The 17,761-nt window shown below is 68.7% G+C and carries 18 protein-coding genes and 1 pseudogene; 6 read left to right on the forward strand and 13 right to left on the reverse strand.

All coding sequences use genetic code 11. From position 1 onward, the window contains the following. Nucleotides 1–135: 135 nt before the first annotated feature. On the reverse strand, nt 136–1,428 hold the full coding sequence (locus tag IE277_RS24185) for an MFS transporter (RefSeq protein ID WP_308433417.1): 1,293 nt from the start codon (nt 1,426–1,428) through the stop codon (nt 136–138). Between the two features lie 122 nt (nt 1,429–1,550). Here IE277_RS24185 and IE277_RS24190 point away from each other — a divergent pair, with 122 nt between their 5' ends. Beyond that, nucleotides 1,551–2,480: a phytanoyl-CoA dioxygenase family protein gene (locus tag IE277_RS24190; protein ID WP_189955778.1), complete on the forward strand. Its 930-nt coding sequence runs from the start codon at nt 1,551–1,553 to the stop codon at nt 2,478–2,480. On the opposite strand, the gene IE277_RS24195 is transcribed toward IE277_RS24190, so the two are convergent. The 7 genes from IE277_RS24195 to IE277_RS24225 form a co-directional block, all read right to left on the reverse strand. Further along, nucleotides 2,467–3,585 (reverse strand): GNAT family N-acetyltransferase, encoded by a 1,119-nt coding sequence (locus IE277_RS24195; protein WP_189955779.1) that lies wholly within the window; start codon nt 3,583–3,585, stop codon nt 2,467–2,469. The two genes, IE277_RS24190 and IE277_RS24195, sit on opposite strands and share 14 nt — an antisense overlap. Before the next feature lie 19 nt (nt 3,586–3,604). Next, the gene (locus tag IE277_RS24200; protein ID WP_189955780.1) at nt 3,605–4,780 is read right to left on the reverse strand and encodes a GNAT family N-acetyltransferase; all 1,176 of its coding nucleotides are present in this window, start codon (nt 4,778–4,780) and stop codon (nt 3,605–3,607) included. Nucleotides 4,781–4,833: 53 nt separating this feature from the next. Beyond that, nucleotides 4,834–5,361, reverse strand: a complete 528-nt coding sequence (locus IE277_RS24205) for a P-loop NTPase family protein (protein WP_189955782.1) — start codon at nt 5,359–5,361, stop codon at nt 4,834–4,836. Continuing rightward, nucleotides 5,358–6,182, reverse strand: coding sequence for an HAD family hydrolase (locus tag IE277_RS24210; RefSeq protein WP_189955783.1), 825 nt, complete (start codon nt 6,180–6,182; stop codon nt 5,358–5,360). Before IE277_RS24210 ends, IE277_RS24205 begins: the two co-directional genes overlap by 4 nt. After that, the gene (locus IE277_RS24215; RefSeq protein ID WP_189955784.1) at nt 6,179–6,862 is read right to left on the reverse strand and encodes a class I SAM-dependent methyltransferase; all 684 of its coding nucleotides are present in this window, start codon (nt 6,860–6,862) and stop codon (nt 6,179–6,181) included. The genes IE277_RS24210 and IE277_RS24215 overlap by 4 nt, the downstream gene beginning before the upstream one ends. Before the next feature lie 33 nt (nt 6,863–6,895). Beyond that, nucleotides 6,896–8,620, reverse strand: a complete 1,725-nt coding sequence (locus tag IE277_RS24220) for a B12-binding domain-containing radical SAM protein (RefSeq protein WP_189955785.1) — start codon at nt 8,618–8,620, stop codon at nt 6,896–6,898. Nucleotides 8,621–8,768: 148 nt separating this feature from the next. Then, nucleotides 8,769–9,680 carry a thymidylate synthase gene (locus tag IE277_RS24225; protein WP_229881937.1) on the reverse strand — a complete coding sequence of 304 codons (912 nt, stop codon included), beginning with the start codon at nt 9,678–9,680 and terminating at the stop codon, nt 8,769–8,771. A gap of 520 nt (nt 9,681–10,200) precedes the next feature. Between IE277_RS24225 and IE277_RS24230 the strand changes: the two genes are divergently transcribed. The 4 genes from IE277_RS24230 to IE277_RS24245 are packed head-to-tail and all read left to right on the forward strand — an operon-like array spanning nt 10,201 to nt 13,295. Then, nucleotides 10,201–10,833, forward strand: a complete 633-nt coding sequence (locus IE277_RS24230; protein ID WP_189955787.1) for an ECF transporter S component — start codon at nt 10,201–10,203, stop codon at nt 10,831–10,833. 4 nt (nt 10,834–10,837) lie between these two features. Continuing rightward, a complete protein-coding gene (locus IE277_RS24235; protein WP_189955788.1) occupies nt 10,838–11,614 on the forward strand; it encodes an energy-coupling factor transporter transmembrane component T family protein in 777 nt (258 codons plus the stop codon). Then, complete coding sequence (locus IE277_RS24240; protein ID WP_189955789.1) at nt 11,611–12,480, forward strand: energy-coupling factor ABC transporter ATP-binding protein; 870 nt, start codon at nt 11,611–11,613, stop codon at nt 12,478–12,480. The genes IE277_RS24235 and IE277_RS24240 overlap by 4 nt, the downstream gene beginning before the upstream one ends. Continuing rightward, nucleotides 12,480–13,295, forward strand: coding sequence for an energy-coupling factor ABC transporter ATP-binding protein (locus IE277_RS24245; RefSeq protein ID WP_189955790.1), 816 nt, complete (start codon nt 12,480–12,482; stop codon nt 13,293–13,295). The genes IE277_RS24240 and IE277_RS24245 overlap by 1 nt, the downstream gene beginning before the upstream one ends. Here the strand turns inward: IE277_RS24245 and IE277_RS24250 are convergent. Further along, on the reverse strand, nt 13,274–13,465 hold the full coding sequence (locus tag IE277_RS24250; RefSeq protein ID WP_189955792.1) for a hypothetical protein: 192 nt from the start codon (nt 13,463–13,465) through the stop codon (nt 13,274–13,276). The genes IE277_RS24245 and IE277_RS24250 overlap by 22 nt on opposite strands. Nucleotides 13,466–13,491: 26 nt before the next feature. Here IE277_RS24250 and mtnA point away from each other — a divergent pair, with 26 nt between their 5' ends. Continuing rightward, nucleotides 13,492–14,523, forward strand: coding sequence for an S-methyl-5-thioribose-1-phosphate isomerase (mtnA, locus tag IE277_RS24255; RefSeq protein WP_189955794.1), 1,032 nt, complete (start codon nt 13,492–13,494; stop codon nt 14,521–14,523). Between the two features lie 68 nt (nt 14,524–14,591). Here mtnA and mtnB read toward each other — a convergent pair whose 3' ends face one another. The 4 genes and pseudogenes from mtnB to IE277_RS24275 form a co-directional block, all read right to left on the reverse strand. Continuing rightward, on the reverse strand, nt 14,592–15,200 hold the full coding sequence (gene mtnB / locus IE277_RS24260) for a methylthioribulose 1-phosphate dehydratase (RefSeq protein ID WP_189955796.1): 609 nt from the start codon (nt 15,198–15,200) through the stop codon (nt 14,592–14,594). After that, complete coding sequence (gene mtnC / locus IE277_RS24265; protein WP_189955797.1) at nt 15,197–15,922, reverse strand: acireductone synthase; 726 nt, start codon at nt 15,920–15,922, stop codon at nt 15,197–15,199. The genes mtnB and mtnC overlap by 4 nt, the downstream gene beginning before the upstream one ends. Next, nucleotides 15,919–16,518 carry a 1,2-dihydroxy-3-keto-5-methylthiopentene dioxygenase gene (locus tag IE277_RS24270; protein ID WP_189955798.1) on the reverse strand — a complete coding sequence of 200 codons (600 nt, stop codon included), beginning with the start codon at nt 16,516–16,518 and terminating at the stop codon, nt 15,919–15,921. The genes mtnC and IE277_RS24270 overlap by 4 nt, the downstream gene beginning before the upstream one ends. A 558-nt stretch (nt 16,519–17,076) precedes the next feature. Further along, nucleotides 17,077–17,721: pseudogene (locus IE277_RS24275) on the reverse strand (thymidine kinase); the annotation flags it as partial. Nucleotides 17,722–17,761: the final 40 nt, after the last annotated feature.

The raw sequence follows: 17,761 nt of genomic DNA on the forward strand, positions 1-17,761 counted from the left end.
CCATGGCGGGCGCCGGGCGGGCCGTGTGGTGTTCCATCGGGGCCGCCTCGTCTGCCGTACCCGCCACGAACGGGTCTTCCCGCGGAGACGCCCGGCGCCCACGTCGCCGGGTGAGCACGGGGCCGGGCAGCGCGCTCAGACCACGGGGGACCGGTCCGTGCGCGCCGTGCGACCGAGTTGCTGGGCCTCCTCCAGCGTGCGGGCCCTCCGCAGCGGGGAGAACGTCAGCCAGAACGACACGACGAGGTAGGACAGCCCGACGGCCCACAGGGCCGTGCCGGCAGACAGGGCGTCGGCCAGGGCACCACCGACGACCGCACCCAGAGGCAGCGTGCCCAGAGCGACCAGGCGATAGCTTGCGGTCACCGAGCCGATCCGATGCTCCGGTGGAATGGCCTGCCGCAGGCTCACGGCGAACACGTTGAAGAGGGCCACGCCGAAGCCGTTCAGCATCATGGCGACCGACGCGAGCACGGCGACGTACACGCCGGCCTGGCTGACGACCGGGACGAGCAGCAGGCCGAGCGCCGCCAGCACCGCCCCCAGGGCCAGCATGCCGCCGACGGCCCACCGCCTGGTGAGCCGGTTGGCGGTGAGCGAACCGATCAGGGCACCCACGCTGCCGATACCGGTGATCACGCCCACGGTGGTGCCGCTCATGCCGAGCCCGCGGACGGCGAACACCAGGAACACGGTGAGGAAGGCCTTCTCGTGCAGGTTCGACAGACCGGCCTGGACACACAGGTCCCGGATCGGCCGCAGTGACCAGGTGTAACGCAGCCCGGAGCCGATCGACTTCAGCGCCGACTCACGGGGCTGCTCAGGGGCCTTGACACCCCGCAGCAGCAGACCGCTGATCGCGGCACCGGCGCAGCACGCGGCCGCCACCGTCAGGGTGGGCGACAACCCCAGCCTGCCGACGAGGAAGCCGGCCGCGGCCGGACCGGCGAGTGTGCTGACCGAGTACGTCGCCTGATGCAGACCGTTGGCCGCGGCGATGGAGTCCAGCGGCAGGATCCTGGGCAGCGTGGACTGGTAGGCGACCTCGTAGAAGACGGTGGCAACACCGATGACTGCGGCCACGACGACGAGTTGGCCGAAACTCAGCCCGCCGGTCGCCTGGAAGGCGCCCAGCGCTGCCAGCGCCGCACCCTGGACAAGGGTCGAGGTGACGAGGGTCCGGCGCGGCGGATATCGGTCGACCATGACACCGGCGATCAGCGAGAGCGCCACGACGGGGACGAACTGCACCGCCGAGACGAGTCCCACCCCCGTGCCGTCGGCGTGGAGGTACGTGACCGCGATCAGAGGAAGGAGAAAGCTCGTCAGCTGTCCACCGAAATGTGCAGAGGTTTCCCCGAGCCAGATATTTCGGAAATCTTTGTGCCCCACAAGCAGGATTCGGGTATCCCTGTCGAACACGGCCACTCCAACCCCTGGTCAAACTCTTTGCGAAAAAGTCATGACAACGCTAGCACGAGCCACTCCGGTCCGCTAGCGTGAGGCAGTATCACTGTTCCAGCCCGTTTTAGGCGAACCGGAGGCGAGGAATGTACGACCATTGTGGACTTACCGACGAGGAAATCAGCCTGCTCCCCTCCGAGGAAGATGTCCGGATTTATTCGGAGCGCGGCTGGTATCTGTCCGAGAAGCTGCTCACGGACGGCGAAGCGGACGCTCTGACCGAGGCCAGTGAGCGCTATTTCGCAGGTGAGCGTGATCGTGCCCTTCCCAGTCGACCGGACAGACTGGCTGACTGGACGCCTGCGGACGGCGACATCCAGCGCAACAACGACTATGTCCACTACCAGGATGAAACCATCGGGAAGATACTACGGAAGCCCATCATCGGGGCTGTCGCGGCACGCTTGGCACAGTCGCCTGAAATACGCGTTTTCCAGGCGACGCTAATCTACAAGCCGCCGATCCCCGATGAGAACTCCAACATTGTTTCCTGGCACTTCGACAAGTATTTCTGGCCGACCTGCTCCTCAGATCACATGCTGACCGCTTTCATTCCGTTCCACGACTGCACGGAGGAGTCGGGGACGATCACGATGGTGAACGGAAGTCATCACTGGCGGAATCGGCACGGCGCTTCGAGGCCGCTTGGTGACCCACAGGACGTGGAACGCGCGTATCTCCTGAATGGTGACGCGGAGCGAAACGGTGCCACGGTGGAGAAGGTCCCGGTGCACATTCCGAAGGGGCACATGACCTTCCACCACTGTCTCCTTTATCACGGCAGCGGCGCCAATCGCAGTCCCCGACCCCGCCAGGCCATCTCGTTTCACCTCCAGGACGGGACGAACGCCTACCGCGACCACACTCTGTCGGACGGCCGGCAGGAGCCTTACAAGCACGACTCCCTGGTCCGCAGGACTCCCGACGGCCGACCCGACTACTCCGACCCGGAATTCTGTCCGGTGCTGTGGCCCGTCCGGGCGACCGACGGCCAGACCCCCGTCACAGGGGAGTGACGCGGCTCAGGTCCCACTCCTCGTCGCTCATGCCGCCACCCGCCTCCTCCCGTACCGTGTCGGCGAGGGCCTGGTCCGCCACCGTGTCGCGCCGCAGCCCGGCGGTCGCGGTGGCGGGCAGCGGGACGACGGCCGCCCACAGCGGATGCAGCGACGCCCCCCGGTGCACCTTCGCCTTGAGGGCCGAGGGTCCGAGGTGGAGCGTGGTCATACCACGGCGCTCCATGTGGTGAATCGGCTCGTAGTACACGGCGTTGAAGTACTCGTACGCGTTCCGTGTCCTCGCGTAGTCGAAGCCGGCCACCCGGGCGTAGAAGGTGTCTCGCCAGGCGAAGCACAGGCTTGCGCCTGCCAGCTCTCCCTTCTCGTCGACGCAGCGGAACACCGTGCTCAGGTCGTCCAGGAAGCGCGCCTGGACGGTCAGGAAGGTGTGGATCTCCGCAGGGTCGAGGGCGGCGTTGTAGCGGTCCATGGTCTGGCCGACCAGCGGCGCGAATTCGTCCACGCAGGCGGAGAGCGAGGCCGTCTCCATGTGCAGCCCGGAGTCCGCGAAGCGCCGGATCTCGTACTCGCGCTTGCGGACGTTGCGGCCGAGCAGAGCGCGGTAGGACTCGAAGGTACCGCCGTCGTTGTGCACCACGGCCTCGGCGGCCCGCAGCTGTGCTCGCACCTCGAAGCGACCTGCCAGCAGCCGGAGACTGTCCGTGGTGAGGAAGTCGAAGAGCAGTGCGTCGCAGCCCAGCGCGACGGCCCGCTCCGCGGCACCCGCGACCAGGGCGTCGAGTGCCTCGCCCGCCACGCCGGGATCCTTCGGCAGCAAGAACTCGTTGTGGTAGCCGGTGCGCGTACCCAGTCGGAGCACGCTGCGGCCCTCGGCCACGTCCGGCGGCGGCGGTGCGTTCTCGGCCGGGAAGTCGTAGTACGGCGTCCCAGCGAGGAGTTCGCCGTCGGCCCAGGCCGTGAGGTACCCCGGGGCGGCGAAGTCGGGCCGTTCCTGTCCGCGCAGCCAGGCGTGGCTCTGGTAGAAGCGACTGCCCGGTACGAGCGCGTCCCAGGCGTCCCGATCGATGTCGTCGATCGATTCGAAGTGCTTCACATCAGGCATGTGCGCTTCCTCCCCTTGCTCACAGCAGCCAGTCGTCGGTGTTCAGCCCGCCCACCACGAAACGGCCGTACTCGGCGCCGAACGCCTCCACTTCCTTCCGGTTGCGTTCGCGGACCTTGTTCCCGTCCGCTGCCAGCGGCCGGTCCACTCCCACGAACACGCTGTACAGGGGGTGAGGCTGGGCTCCGCGCGCCAGCTTGGCCTGGAAGGTACCGAGACCGAGGTGGATCGCCCGCACGGTGCGGCCGACGCCCGACGCGATGGAGTGGTAGAAGACCAGGTTGAAATAGTCGGCCACGTTGGGCACCGAGTAGTCGAAACCGGCCACGCGCGCGTACAGCGTGTCGCCGTGCCGGTACCGCAGCGCGAAACCGACGGGGTGTCCGGCGTCCTCGGCCAGCAGCAGCGTGCTGCGATCGCCGAGGTGGCGGCCTTGCCGGTCGTACACGGCAGCCGCGCGCTCCTCGCCGTAGTCGTGTCCGTGCCTGCGCATCAGCGCGCTGTTGAGCGGGGCGATCTCCTTGACCACCTCGGGCAGCGAGACCTCCCGGATCGTCCGCCCGCTGCGTTCGAAGTCCCTTCTCTCGCGCCGGGCCCGTGGCCGTCGGCCGGCCGGCAGCCAGGCCAGGTAGTCGTCCAGGTCCTGCCAGAGCTCGACGGGCACCACGGTCTCCACATCGTGGTAGAGCAGCACGGCTCCGTCGTCGGCGTGGGCCGCGGCGACTTCCAGGGCCTCCGCCCTGGGCAGGTAGTAGTAGCCGAGCACGCTCGCTCCGGCTGTCCGGGCAAAGCCGAGGGTCTGCGCCGTGAGGGCGTGCACCGCCGCCGATCGTTCCTGCGCCGTCACGCCGTCCCGGCCCGGTAGTTGACCGCGGAACTCCGACCAGCCCGCGCCCAACGCCATGGGCCGGGAACCGAGATGGGCGTGGCGCTCGTCGCTGATCAGACCGACGAGCAGGTCGGCGGGGGTGTAGAGCGCGTGCGGCGGCCGCGCGAACGCGTACGCCTCGACCCCGGCGGTCGGCGCTCCCCGCTCGTCACGCGCCAGCAGACAGCGGGCTGAGGCCCCGGGCGGCAGCTCCTCCGCGCGTACGCCGACGAAGCCGCTGCTGGAGTAGATCGTCCCGCCGATCGTCAGAGCGTCCCATTCCGCCGCCGGAAGCTGGTCGACGGTGTCGTACGAGGAGACGTGCATGGGGAAACTCCAGGAAGCGATCGGATGTGTGTAGGACGAAACTGCGCCGGGGATCATTTCAGCAGAGAGTGCACATCGCTGTCGCGCGCGTGCAGGAGCAGGACGTCGGTGGAGCTGAGCCGTTCGAACAGCCTCTGGTTGGCCACCCGTTGGGAATCGTGCACCTTCACGGCGTACCAGAGGATGGACCGGGGGCCGATGACGGACCACAACGTCTCCCTGACACCGCCCCAGAGCTCCTCACGGCGTACCCAGCGCCGAACGGTACGGCGCAGCAGCCGCGGCCAGCTGACGCGAAGGGGCGGATCCGTCCACACCACGCAGTCGGCCCGATGCGCGAACGCGTCGACACTCTCGGCGAACTGACCATCGATGATCCAGCGGTCCGCGGCCAGTTCCCGTTCGACGCCGGCCAGGAACTCCGCCGTGGGCACCGGGGTCCAGGCCGGCCCCCAGAACAGGGCGTCGAGCGTGACGGGCTCCACGCCACGCCGCTCGGCGAGGGCACGGGCAAGGGTCGACTTGCCGCAGCCGGGACCGCCCACGATCCAGACCCGGTCGGCCTCCGTAAGGCTCTTCACACGTGGCACAGGCACTTCCCCTCCAGCCAGGCGGCCACGCCGTCGTCGTCATTGCGTGCGGTCAGGGCGTCGGCGACCTCCCGTACGTCCATACTCGCGTTCGCGACGGCCACTCCGAGGCCCGCGGCCGCGAGCAGTTCCATGTCGTTGGGCGCGTCACCGAAGGCGACGACCCGGTCCCAGCCGATGCCGAGGCAGGCGAGGACCGAGGCGACCGCGGACACCTTGTCCGCCTCCGGGGCCGACGCCTCGTGCAGTCCCGGTCCCGAAGAGGTCCAGCGCACCGCGTCCCAGGCACCATGCGGGGGCGGTGACTCGCCGGGGTCGGCGTGCACCATCAGACACAGCACGGGCGAGTCGTCCGGCACGTCGTCGACGTGCCGGGCCGTCCCCGGACCGCTCGCCAGGATGTCGGGCCAGTCAGGACCGAGCAGCCGGTCGTGCTCCCGGTCCACGGCCCAGGGACGCCGGCCGAGCGCCGCGATCTCGGCGCGGACCGTGGCAGGGGTCATCGCCCGGATCCGCCGTACGCCACCGCTGTCCAGGTCGCTGACGACAGCGCCGTTGGACGACACCAGGAAGGCGCCCAGACCGGACAGGGCGGACAGGAGCCGACGGGCGGACCAGGCCGGGCGGGCCGTCGCGAAGACGAGGCGGCTCCCCTGGGCGGCGGCCGCGCGCAACGCCGCCACCGTACGCTCGCTCAGCAACCCGTCCGGCAGCAGCAGCGTGCCGTCGAGATCGCTGACCACAACGGCCGGGCGGCTGCCCCCACGGGTGCGGGGACAGCCGCCTAGATGCGTGCCGGCCACGGTGGTCACTGCTCCTTCGCCGGCTCGCGGGGCGGCGGCATGCGATGGGTGATCGCGGCCGCGTACCGGTGGTAGTGCCACTGCTCGTAGCCCAGGTGGCTCTCGCCGCGGACGCCCAGGTCGGCGTTCTCGAACAGTTCCCAGCCGGGCCGTGTGACGATCCGCTCCATCTCGGCGGCGGTCGGGTAGTAGCCGCAGCCGCGCTCGTCGTCGTTGAGTCCGATCAGCCACTCGCCGAAGAAGATGCCGCCCGGGGCGACCATGTCCATGGCGTGATGGACGAGGGCCTCCATCGTGTGGGCGCGGTTGGGCGGCATCGACCACAGGCCGCTGCCCAGCACCAGTTGGAAGTCGCCCTCGGCGGGCAGGGTCATGTAGTCCTGCTCCACGATCGTGCACCGGTCCGTCAGGCCTTCGGCGGTGAGCCGCTCGCGCAGGCCCACGATGTCGTGGTGGCCGTCGACGAGGTCCAGTTCGCCCCCGTCGAGGAACATCTCGTCGCACTCCACGCCGACGACCTCCCAGCCGGCTCTCAGCAGCGGCAGGGCGAACTTCCCGTCGGACACGCCCAGTACGCAGGCGCGCGGCCGGACGCGGCGCGCGTACTCGCCCAGCGGGATGTAGCGGGCCAGAGCGGGGAAATAGGAGAAGTAGTCTCCCCAGTAACTCTTGCGATCGACGTCAAGCACGCGCCCTCCCACGGCCGTTGTCGGTGATGCCGGTCATGCCGCCGCCTCGGTGTCCGCCTCGGCCGCGTTGTTACGGACGGTGCCCCACCGCGCGGCCGCGGACTTGTGGATGTACCAGATGTCGTCTTCGGTGAGCAGCCGGGAGACGACCTCTGGATACGCCTCCTCGAAGTACGTGTAAGGAGGCCGGTTGTCCTTGCGCGAGTGATAGTCCAGGCGGTCCCGAGCATGTGCGGCTGTGATCGCCGTGCCCGGGTGATAGGTGAGGATGTTGGGGCTCGCCATGACGAGCAGGTCGTCATCGATCAGCCGGCCGATCTCCTCGATCGTCTCTTCGATGGTCTCCCGGCACTCGCCGTCGAGCCCGAAGAGGACCGAGCTGCCGACCCGGATGCCGTGGCCCCGGATGGTCGTCAGCGCCTCGCGCACCTTGCTCACCCAGGCCTCCGGGTTGCGGCGCAGCAGGTTCTTGCCCACGTGGGCCATCACTCGCTGCGCCATGCTCTCGATGCCGATGTAGATGTAGGTGCAGCCACTGCGGCGCATCAGTTCGAGTCCGGAGCGCACCTCGTCGGCCTTGGCGCGGTTGAGCACCACGTCGACGGTGAGCTGTGCGCCCCACTCGAAGGGAGCACCGCCCGGCAGGTCCGTGTCCTGGCGCAGCAGATCCTGGCAGAACTCCGTGATGGCTTTCCAGTTCCCGCCCCAGAACACCGGGTCGTCGAAGAACACGGCTTCAGCACCCCAGTCCATGAGCCGGCGGACGCGCTGCGCCACATGCTCGGTCTCGCGCACCGCGAAGCGGGTGGGCCTGTTGGAGACCTGGATGCTCTCCGAGCAGAAGGTGCATTTGAAGGGGCAGGAGTCCAGCGTCATCATGTGCGCTGTCCTGCTGCCCTGGGGGTGGGTGCCGGCCTCGGTGAAGATGCCGAAGCGGGCACGGATGGAGAACGCCTCGTACGGCGACGGAAGTTCGGCCGAGTTGAGTCGCTCGCCCCTCACCGGCACCACCACCGCCTCACCGGGGCAGAAGCCGACGATCGTGCCCGCACCGCGCAGTGGCTCGTCGGCGCCCGCCACCAGTGGAAGGGCGTCGAGCACCTCGGCGTTGTCGGTCGGGCCGAAGCCAGGCGTGATGGTCAGCGAGAGGGCGCGCAGCAGCAGGTCGAGCAGTGGTGCGCCGTCACCGGCGACCACGAAGTCGACGACCTGACCTGCGCGGCCGTCGCGGACGACCTCAACCGTGCTGCTCCAGGAGAACTCCGCCGTGCCGTCGGCGTCGCGGTACCGAATCGTTTCGTCGGCGTGCCGGCCGCCGAGAACGACGACGCATCGCGGCGCGTGGACCTTGGCCAGCTCGGCCATCTCCAGGGCGTACCGGTGCGCCGCCGACACCGCGCTGAGCAGGAGAACCCTGGGCTGGAGCGATCGGAGCTCGGCGATGAACCGCTCTCGGGCCACCTCGTCCCAGATACGGGGGTCGAAGACGTGACCGTCGGTGGTCCGGCTGTCGGCGATCAGTTGGCTCCGGGGCCCGTTCGCGCTTCGACGGTAGTCGTCGTCCGGGTAGTCCCCCCAGTCCGGGCAGACGTCGTCGAGGGACGGCTCCTCGGGCAGTCCCCGGTGCAGACGGGTCACCGACCGTTGGATAGTGAGGGCCAGTGCCGAGTACAGACACATGGGATCACCGGGATAGGCGACCTCGCCGCCTCTGCTGGTCGCCACCGGGACCAGCGCCGCCATGACCGGGTAGGTCATCCGGGCGGCCTGGTCCGGATGCGCTTCGAAGAGCTGACGCCGCCGAACAACACGTTCCGTCAGCTTGCCGCCGGGCTCGGCCGCATCCGGACAGTTCGGCTCCAGTGGGGTATGAACCGTTGTCCTCACGTGGGATCCTCCGCCGCGATCAGATCGCGGCGATGAGGTTCGCGACGCCGCTGCTGGATGCCGGGCTGGTCACGAGTGACGTCTTGTCACCCAGCTTGCGGTAGGCGTGCGTGGCCAGACAGGCTCGGGCCACGTCGGCGAACTCGGTGTTCGCCTTGCGCGTGGCGACCTCGTCCACAGCGGAGACATCACCCGACTGGGCAGCGCGCCGAAGCCGCTGCTCGAAGTCGATGAGTTCGCGCGCGACCTCCTGGCCGCCGTCCGGGGTACCCGGGAACGAGGGCAGCGCCACCGCTTCCGCCGGTTCTTCGGCGATCTTCCGGGCCACGTCCACCTCGTTCTCGTAGAAGTGGAATGTGCCCGACTGGTGGATGTACGGACCGCTGGGGACGCTCAGCAGCGAAGCCGCGTACTGCTGCATGCCCATGAACAGGAAGGCGTCGTACGGCAGGACCGTCAACGCCTGCTGGGCCCGCATGACGGTGATCCAGGTGAGCGCGCCGTCCCGGAGGAAGAGGTGGACGCCCACGGCACACGGGTACTCCCGCGACTGGCGGAAGTTGTCCTCGGGCTCCAGCACCAGGGCGAACGCACGCCGGTGGGCGGGGTCCCGCTCGATACGGCCGACAACTTCCTTGAGCTGGTTCCCCTTGGAGGTCAGCAGCCGGTGCCCGAAGGCGCCGCTCAGGGTGTGTTGGTCGTCGGAGTACTCATGGGCACCACGGCGGTAGTACGCCGGCGTGTCCACGTCGTTGCGACCGTCCAGGGACCAGGCGAGCAGGCCGAAACAGTAGGAGAGATTGACCGGAAGGTGCGGGGTGACTGCGAGACAGGAGGTCGGGTCGGCGATGCGGCTCTGGTAGGCCAGAAGTTCGCGGTACGGGCGGTCATTCCGGCCGAAGTCCGAGGCCTTGGACAGCGGATCGCGCACCGAGGCAACTTTACTGCCGTCGACAAGTACGTTCCGCAGCCCTGCTGTGTACGAATCCGCAAAGGATTGATAATTTCCCATGACACCGTCCCCGTTCTCACGATTGACGAAAAACTCGCCACCCCACGCCGAAACGGGACAAAGGGGCGCATGCGGCGAGCTCGGTTTCGATCAAGTAGAGCGTCGCAATTCTTCATTTGTCAACGGCGTTTCGCCATCCATCGAGCGGGGTAAGGCAGCCCCCAGTCGGACACAAGTCAGGTATTGACACGAGCAACGCGCATTCTGGATGATGGCCGACAGCGAAGTGCTTGGCCGGTACACGGGGGTGATAGTGCAGGTGATGGGCTCAATCTCGTTAAAATCTTGGCATATCTCTCCACGTTGGCGTATTGGGAGCGGCACGGCAATTATCGCCATCACCTATGGGGGGCTAATTTCAGCCAAACCCGACTCCGTGCACGGCGGAGTGGGCGGTCCGGCCGCCCTTCTGGCGTTGTGCGGCTACGCTCTCGGGGCGATGCTGATCGTCTCCGGCGCCATGGCAGAGCTGCCGACGACGACCGTGGCGCTGATCCCTGTGGCGATCACCATCAATATCGTGATGGGAAAGATCGTCTACTTCAGCGGCCTGCCACTCCAACTCGACTCGATCGGCACCGTGCTCGTCGGTATCCTGGCCGGACCTGCCGCAGGCGCGGCCACGGGTGCGCTGGCCAGCATCGTCGTCGGAATGACCATCACTCCCGGAGCTCTGCCCTACGCGGTCACCGCCGCCCTGATCGGTTTCGTCGCGGGAATGCTGGCGCGGGCCGGCTGGTTCCGGCGCGTCCCGACCTCCCTGCTCGCGGGGGGTGTGATCGGCGTGGCCGCCGGCGTGGTCTCCGCCCCCATTACTGCCTTCGTCTTCGGTAACGCAGGTGGATCGGTGGGGCAATCAGTGGTCATCGCGACGTTTCAGGCCTACGGAAACAGCATGCTGAAGGCCGCCAGTCTGCAAGGGCTGGTCGCGGATCCCCTGGACAAGGCGCTGACCGTGGCACTGGCCCTGACTCTGCTGGCGGGCCTTCCTCCGGGCTACGTCCACCGTTTCCCGTTTGTTCAGCGGCATGGCGTGCTGACGGTTCGCCACCCAGCGTCGAATAGAGCGTGACCGCATGGATATGTCCTCGCACGCTGTCGGCGACTCGCCCGTGCATCGCCTGAATCCCCTCACGAAGCTGGTTTTCGCGGTCACGGTGACCGTATCCGCATTCGCCTTCACCATGATCTGGTGGCCGCCATTGCTCTTCTGTGTCGCGATAGTCCCCATGGTGATCGTTTCGGGAACGCAGCGTAAATTTTTCCCGACGTTTCTCGCTCTGTGGGTTCCCGTCGCCCTCACGGTCTGTCTGATGCAGGGATTCTTTTATCCCGGCGCTCACCGGGTGGTGGCTGGAATTGGCCCTCTGGAATTGAAGTACGAGGGCCTGGTTTTTGCCACCCAGACAGCCCTGCGGGTCATGGTGCTCATGGGGGGATTTTTCTTGCTTCTCCTCACCACCCGCCCCGGCACGATGATGAGCGCGATGACACAGCGCGGCATGTCTCCGAAGACGGTCTACGTCGTCTCGGCCGCCTTGCAGATCGCGCCTGCCCTCGCCGGCCGAGCACAGGGAATCATGCACGCTCAGCAGGCGCGCGGCCTGTCGGTCACAGGGTTGCGTGGCCGGGTCCGGGCTCTGGTTCCCATGGCCGGGCCGCTGATCCTCGGCGCCCTCACCGACGTAGGGGACCGCGCGGTGGCCATGGAGACCCGGGGATTCGGCACCACGCGCCATTGCACGTATCTGACCGAGGTGCCGGACAGCACGGCACAGCGTGCAGCCCGGGCCGCCATGGAGCTCTGCGCGCTCACCGCTGTCGTCGCCAACGTACTCGGAGTGCTCCGGTGATCGAATTCAGGGATTTCTCCCTCACCTATCCGACCGGCTCCCGGCCCGCCCTCCAGAAGATCGATTTCATCGTGCCGCGTGGTCAGATCTGCGCCGTCGTCGGTGCGGACGGCGCAGGCAAGAGCACACTCGCCGGAGTGATCAGCGGAGTGGTCCCGCACATGACCGGCGGCGAGACCACGGGGTGGGCGCGGATCGGCAGCCGGATGCTGGCGGAGACTCCGGCGTCCGAACTGGTCGGAGAAGTCGCCCTGGTCATGCAGAATCCGTTCAATCAGCTGTCGGGAGCACGGTTCTCACTGCGCGAGGAAATCGCCTTCGGTCTGGAGAACCTCGGCGTCGACCGGGCCGAGATGGTTCGGCGGGTCGAGCAGGTCATGGCCGACCTGAGGCTCACCGCCCTCGCAGACCTGTCCCCCTACGAGATGTCCGGCGGGCAGCAGCAACTTCTGGCCATCGGATCGGCGTTGGTGATGAGGCCGGCCGTCATGGTGCTCGACGAACCGACCTCCCAGTTGGACGCGGTGGGGGCCGGCGTGGTGTTCGACGCGCTGGAGACCCTGCGGACGCAGGGCGTCACCGTCATCCTGTTCGAGCACCGGATGGAACGGCCGGCCCGGTGCGTGGACCGTGTCCTGGTCCTGGACGAGGGACGGATCGCCGCCGACGGGCAGCCGGACGACGTCCTCACCGACCCGCGGCTCGCCGACTGGGGCGTGGCCCCACTGCGCTACACGACGGCCGCACGACAGGCCGTCGAGCGCGGCCTGTGGGAGGCGGACCGTCCGCTGCCCGTGACCCTGGAAGCGGCCGCGGAGGGGTTCGACGCCGCGCTGAAGGGCGCGAGAACCGCCGGAGGCCTGTGATGGTGCTGCACATCGATTCCCTGGTCCATCGCTACCCGAACGGAATGACCGCGCTCGCAGGCGTCTCGCTGACCGTCAAGGCCGGCGAACGTGTGGCGGTCGTGGGTCCCAACGGGGCGGGCAAGAGCACACTGGCCCGACATCTGATAGGTATCGCCCGCCCCACGTCAGGGAGGGTCGAGGTGAACGGCCGCGATGCCGCCGGGCTCGGGATCGCCGATCTGGCCCGGAGCGTGGGCTTCGTGTTCCAGAACCCGGACGCCCAACTGCACGCCGCCACGGTGGCCAAGGAAGTCGGCTTCGGCCCTCGCAACCTCGGTTTCCCCGCAGACCGCCGGACGGCCCTTACGGAGTGGGCACTACGGGTCACCGGCCTGACCGGCGAAGCGGACAGCCACCCACGCCATCTGTCGTTCGGCGGACGCAAACGGGTCGCCCTCGCCTCAGTCCTTGCGATGGACACGCCCATCATCGTGCTGGACGAGCCCACCACCGGCCAGGACCACCGCTCCGTCACGCTGCTCGAAGAGCTCCTGAGGGGTCTGCACTCCCAGGGAAAGACGATCATCGCCATCACCCATGACACGGACTTCTGCGCGGAGAACTTCGACCGGGTCGTCGTCCTCGCCGAAGGCCGCGTGCAATGGGACGGTCCGGTGGAGCACTGGCTGGAGGGAGCCGTCGACCCGCCCGTATCCGCCTTCGAGCAGCCCCAGATAACCCGGCTCGGCCAACGACTCGGTTGGCCGACCCCCGTGGTCACGGTCGACGGCTTCCTTGACCGACTGACCGATCATGCCAGCAGCGCCGACTGACAGCCGGCCGGGGCGTGGATCTCATCGTGGCGGACGGTCAGGTCGACCGATCCGTTGGCGAGCAGGCCGGTTCCGGCGGCGAGCGCGGCACCTCGGTGCACGGAACGGGCGGCCAACCGCCCACCGGTCTCGAACTGTGGTTCTCCCAGGTCATGTACGGTGGCGGACACTGTCGAAACATCAGGAGCGTCCCGTTATGTCCCAGGAACTGCGCGCCGTCGACTGGACGGGAACCGGACTCGCGCTGCTCGACCAGACACAACTGCCGCACCGCACCGGGACGGTGAACGTCCAGGATGTGGACACACTGGTGGACGCGATCCGGCGGCTCGTGGTGCGCGGCGCTCCCGCGATCGGGGCGGCGGGCGCCTACGGCGTCGCCCTCGCGTTGCTCCAGGGCGAGCGGGAGGGCTGGAGCAAGGCCGAGGTGCGCACGGCCGTGGCCCGCATACGCGAGGCCCGTCCGACCGCGGTCAACCTGATGGTGTGCGTGGACCGGGTCATGACCCGCTTCGCCGACGGCCTCGGCGCCGTGCTGGAGGAGGCCGCCGCCGTCCAGCGCGAAGACGTCGAGGCCAACCGGGCGATGGGAGCGTTCGGCGCCGACTGGCTGCTGAAGAAGGCCCGCGAGGACCGGCCGCTGAGGATCCTCACCCACTGCAACACGGGCGCGCTGGCCACGGCCGGCTGGGGCACGGCGCTCGGCGTCATCCGCGAACTGCACGCGCGCGGACGCCTGGAGGTCGTCTACGCGGACGAGACGCGCCCGCTGCTCCAGGGCTCCCGGCTGACCGCCTGGGAACTCGTCCAGGAGGGCATCCCGCACTACGTGCAGGCCGACGGAGCGGCCGCCGGTACCGTCCTGCGCGGCGAGGTCGACGCGGCGATCGTCGGCGCCGACCGGATCGCCGCCAACGGCGACACGGCGAACAAGGTGGGCACGGTGGGCGTGGCTCTGGCGTGCGCCTACGCCGGGATCCCGTTCCTGGTGGCGGCGCCGACGACGACGGTCGACCTGGCGACGGCGACCGGCGACGACATCCACATCGAACTCCGCGGCGAGGACGAGATACTGGAGTGGGCAGGCGTCCGCACGGCTCCGGCCGGGTCGCGCGGCCACAATCCGGCGTTCGACGTGACGCCGGGCCGACTGGTGACGGCACTGGTGACGGAGCGGGGCGTGCTGGAGGTGTCGGCAGGGGAGCTGCCCGGGAACCGACTGCCCTGAAAAACGGCGACGGCCACGGCTGAACCCGCCGAAGGCCGCGGCCGGCCGGCCGCGGCCTTCGGCGGGTTTCATCGCCGCGTCAGCTCCAACTCCAGCAGCCACTCCACGACTTCCGTGTGGTGCCGGGCCTGCCGTGGATCGGCGCCCCAGGCGTACAGCCCGTGCCCGGCCACGACGACCGCCGGCATTCGCGGATCCCTTGCCGCCTCCAGCCGGTCCCCGAGCACCTTCATGTCCTGGCTGTTGCCGATGACCGGCAGTGTCACCTCGACGTCATGGGCCGGCTGTCCGACGCCCTTGAGCATCTCCAGGTCCTTGAAGACGATCCCGCCCGGCTGCCGGTGCCCCATCGCCACCGAGGCCACGGTGTGCACGTGCACCACCGCACCCGCGCCCGTCAGCGCGGCCACGCGCGCGTGCAGCTCGGCCTCCGCCGACGGCCTGCCCCCGTTCACGGCGGTTCCCTGCCCGTCGACCAACACCACGTCCGCAGCCGTCAGTTCACCCTTGTCGTGGCCGCTCGCGGTTACCGCGAGCCGCAGCGGGTCCCGGGAGAGCACCACGGACAGGTTGCCGGACGTGCCGCGCATCCAGCCGAAGGAGGCGAACCGGACGGACTCGGCGGCGAGGACCGCCCCCGCCTCTTGGAGGCCGGATGCGGTGATGTCTGCGGTCATGCGGTGCTCCTGGTCGTGCCGACGCTGATCTCGTCGAAAGTCCCCGCCTGCGCGTGGTCGCCGACGCCCTGCTCGTAGTACGGCTCTCCGGGCCGCCGGATCCCGACCGTGTGCCAGCCCGCAGCGCGGGCTGCGTCCAGTTCGCCGGGACGGTCGGAGAGGAACAGGAGCCGCTCGGGCACGAGACCCGTCGACTCCGCGATACGGCGGTACGACTCCGGCTCCTGCTTGGGACCGGCGTTCCCGGTGTCGTACAGGCCGAGGACCAGGGGCAGCAGGTCCCCGTCGGAGGTCGAGGAGAACCACGCTCGCTGGGCCGCCACCGACCCGGACGAGTAGACGTACAGCCGCAGGCCCGCCGCGTGCCAGGCACGCAGGGCCGGTACGACGTCGTCGTAGAAGTGCGAGACGAGGTCTCCCCGCGCGAAGCCCTCCGACCAGATCAGGCCCTGAAGGGTCTTCAACGGGGTCGCCTTGCGGTCCTCGTCGAGCCAGGCGCCCAGGGTCTTCTCCACCGCGGCCGCGTCGGCATGCGGGTCGCCGGTCAGCTCGCGGACCTGCGCGACCGCCCGTGCCACCTCCGGATCACCGCTCCGCTCGGCGAGCAGCGCCGCGAAGCGAGCGCGCGAGTACGGGTACAGCACGTCCACGACGAACCCTGTGGCGCTCGTGGTGCCCTCGATGTCGAGCACCACGGCGTCCACGTCGAAGTGCAGCGTCACCGGGCGCCCTTGTCCGCCTCGTACCCGGCCGCGATCGTGTCGTGGTCCGGGAAGCGGAAGGAGATGGCCGAGCCGGTGAAATTGCCGATCCAGCCGTCCTCCTCGTGGAAGAAGCGGATCGCGGTGAACGACGGCTTCGTGCCCATGTCGAACCAGTGTGTGGTGCCGCGCGGCACGCCCAGCAGGTCGCCCTTCTCGCAGAGCACCGCGTGCACCTCACCGTTCACGTGCAGGTAGAAGATGCCGGAGCCGGAGACGAAGAAGCGGACCTCGTCATCGTCGTCGTGGGTGTGCTCCTGCAGGAACTTCTCCCGCGCGGCCTTCGCCTTCGCCGGGTACTCGGGATCGTCGCTCGGGTGCAGGCCGAGGACGTCGACCGTGGTGAAGCCCTCCTCGGCGTTCAGCTTGTCGATCTCGGGGCCGTACGCGGCGAACACGGTCTGGCTGTCGGCGTCGAACGGCACGTCCTCGCGGACCGGCCACTGCTCGTAGCGCACACCGAGCGGCTTGAGGGCCTCCGCGATCTCGGCGGGGTCCGAGGTTCGGCGGACCAGGGTCTCGGGGCCCGACTCGGACCAGGTCGTCAGCAGGGTCATGGAGGCAACTCCTGGAGAAGGGAGGGAAGTCCGGCTACCGAGACACGCACGCATCGGACGGGAGGAAGAGCGAGAAAAGCGAGGCGGAGCGCGTCAGCCGCGATGGTAACTCGCGTCGTGATGCCGGCCGTGTACGACCAAGTTGCTGTCTCGATTATTGAGGGCCGAGCAGTGAGCCCTTTCCAACCCTGGATGATGAGGGCGGGATCGGTGGCTGGGCGGAAGTCGGTGGACATCGCAGCGTGCGAGTGCGCCTGCCGCTCCTGAGGTCGGTGCGGTGGCGAAGGATGCGCACCGCGGGCGGTGACGTCCTTCCGCGGCAGTGACCGCAGGTGGCGTTGCGGTTCGGGCATAGGGCCGGCCACGCGGCGAGGTCCGAGCTGCGAGCTGGTCCTTTTCCGCGTGGCCCCCCTCCGGACCGCACCGGACGTGCGTGCTTACCGTTCGGTCCCTTCAAGCAGCCACATCATCAACCTCTACCACGTCGGCCTCAAGGCACTCCGTCGCGCCGCCGGGCAGCCCCTTGCTGCTCACACCGTCGCCGAACCCGACGTCACCCGAGGCAACCGGCAGCACGTCGGGGGACAACGCCACTGCCCGAGCCGCGGCGCTCGTCATCCGCCTGCGGTGGTGGCGTCGGCACAGCACCTCGTACCCCACGTCCTCCGTCGGCCGGTTCACGTCTCCGACCACGACCTGCTCGCCCTCGACCACCATCTCCCCGCCCACCGTCCGCGCGTTGTGCGTCGCCCGGGCACCGCACCAGCACATCGCCTCGACCTGCAGCGTCTCCAGCCGGTCGGCCAGCTCGATCAGCCGCTGGGAGCCGGGGAAGAGCCGGGTACGGAAGTCGGTGGTGATACCGAACGCGAAGACGTCCAGATCCAGATCATCGACGATGCGGGCCAGCTGGTCGATCTGCTCCGGCGCAAGGAACTGTGCCTCGTCCACGATCACGTAGTCGACCTTTCCGCCCCGCGACAGCTGCTCCACCACATAGCCGTACAGATCCCGGCCCGGGCCCGCCTCCACCGCCTCGGTCACCAACCCCAGCCGCGACGACAGCTTCCCCTCCCCCGCACGGTCGTCTCGCGTGAAGATCACACCCTGGAGTCCCCTGGCCGACCGGTTATGGCCGATTTGCAGCGCCAAAGTCGACTTCCCGCAGTCCATCGTTCCGGAGAAGAACACCAGCTCGGGCATGAGGAGTTGAGCACCTTTCGGTGAGTGGTCGGGGCAGGGG

The sequence above is a fragment of the Streptomyces alanosinicus genome (genome assembly GCF_014650595.1).
Lineage (GTDB): Bacteria > Actinomycetota > Actinomycetes > Streptomycetales > Streptomycetaceae > Streptomyces > Streptomyces alanosinicus.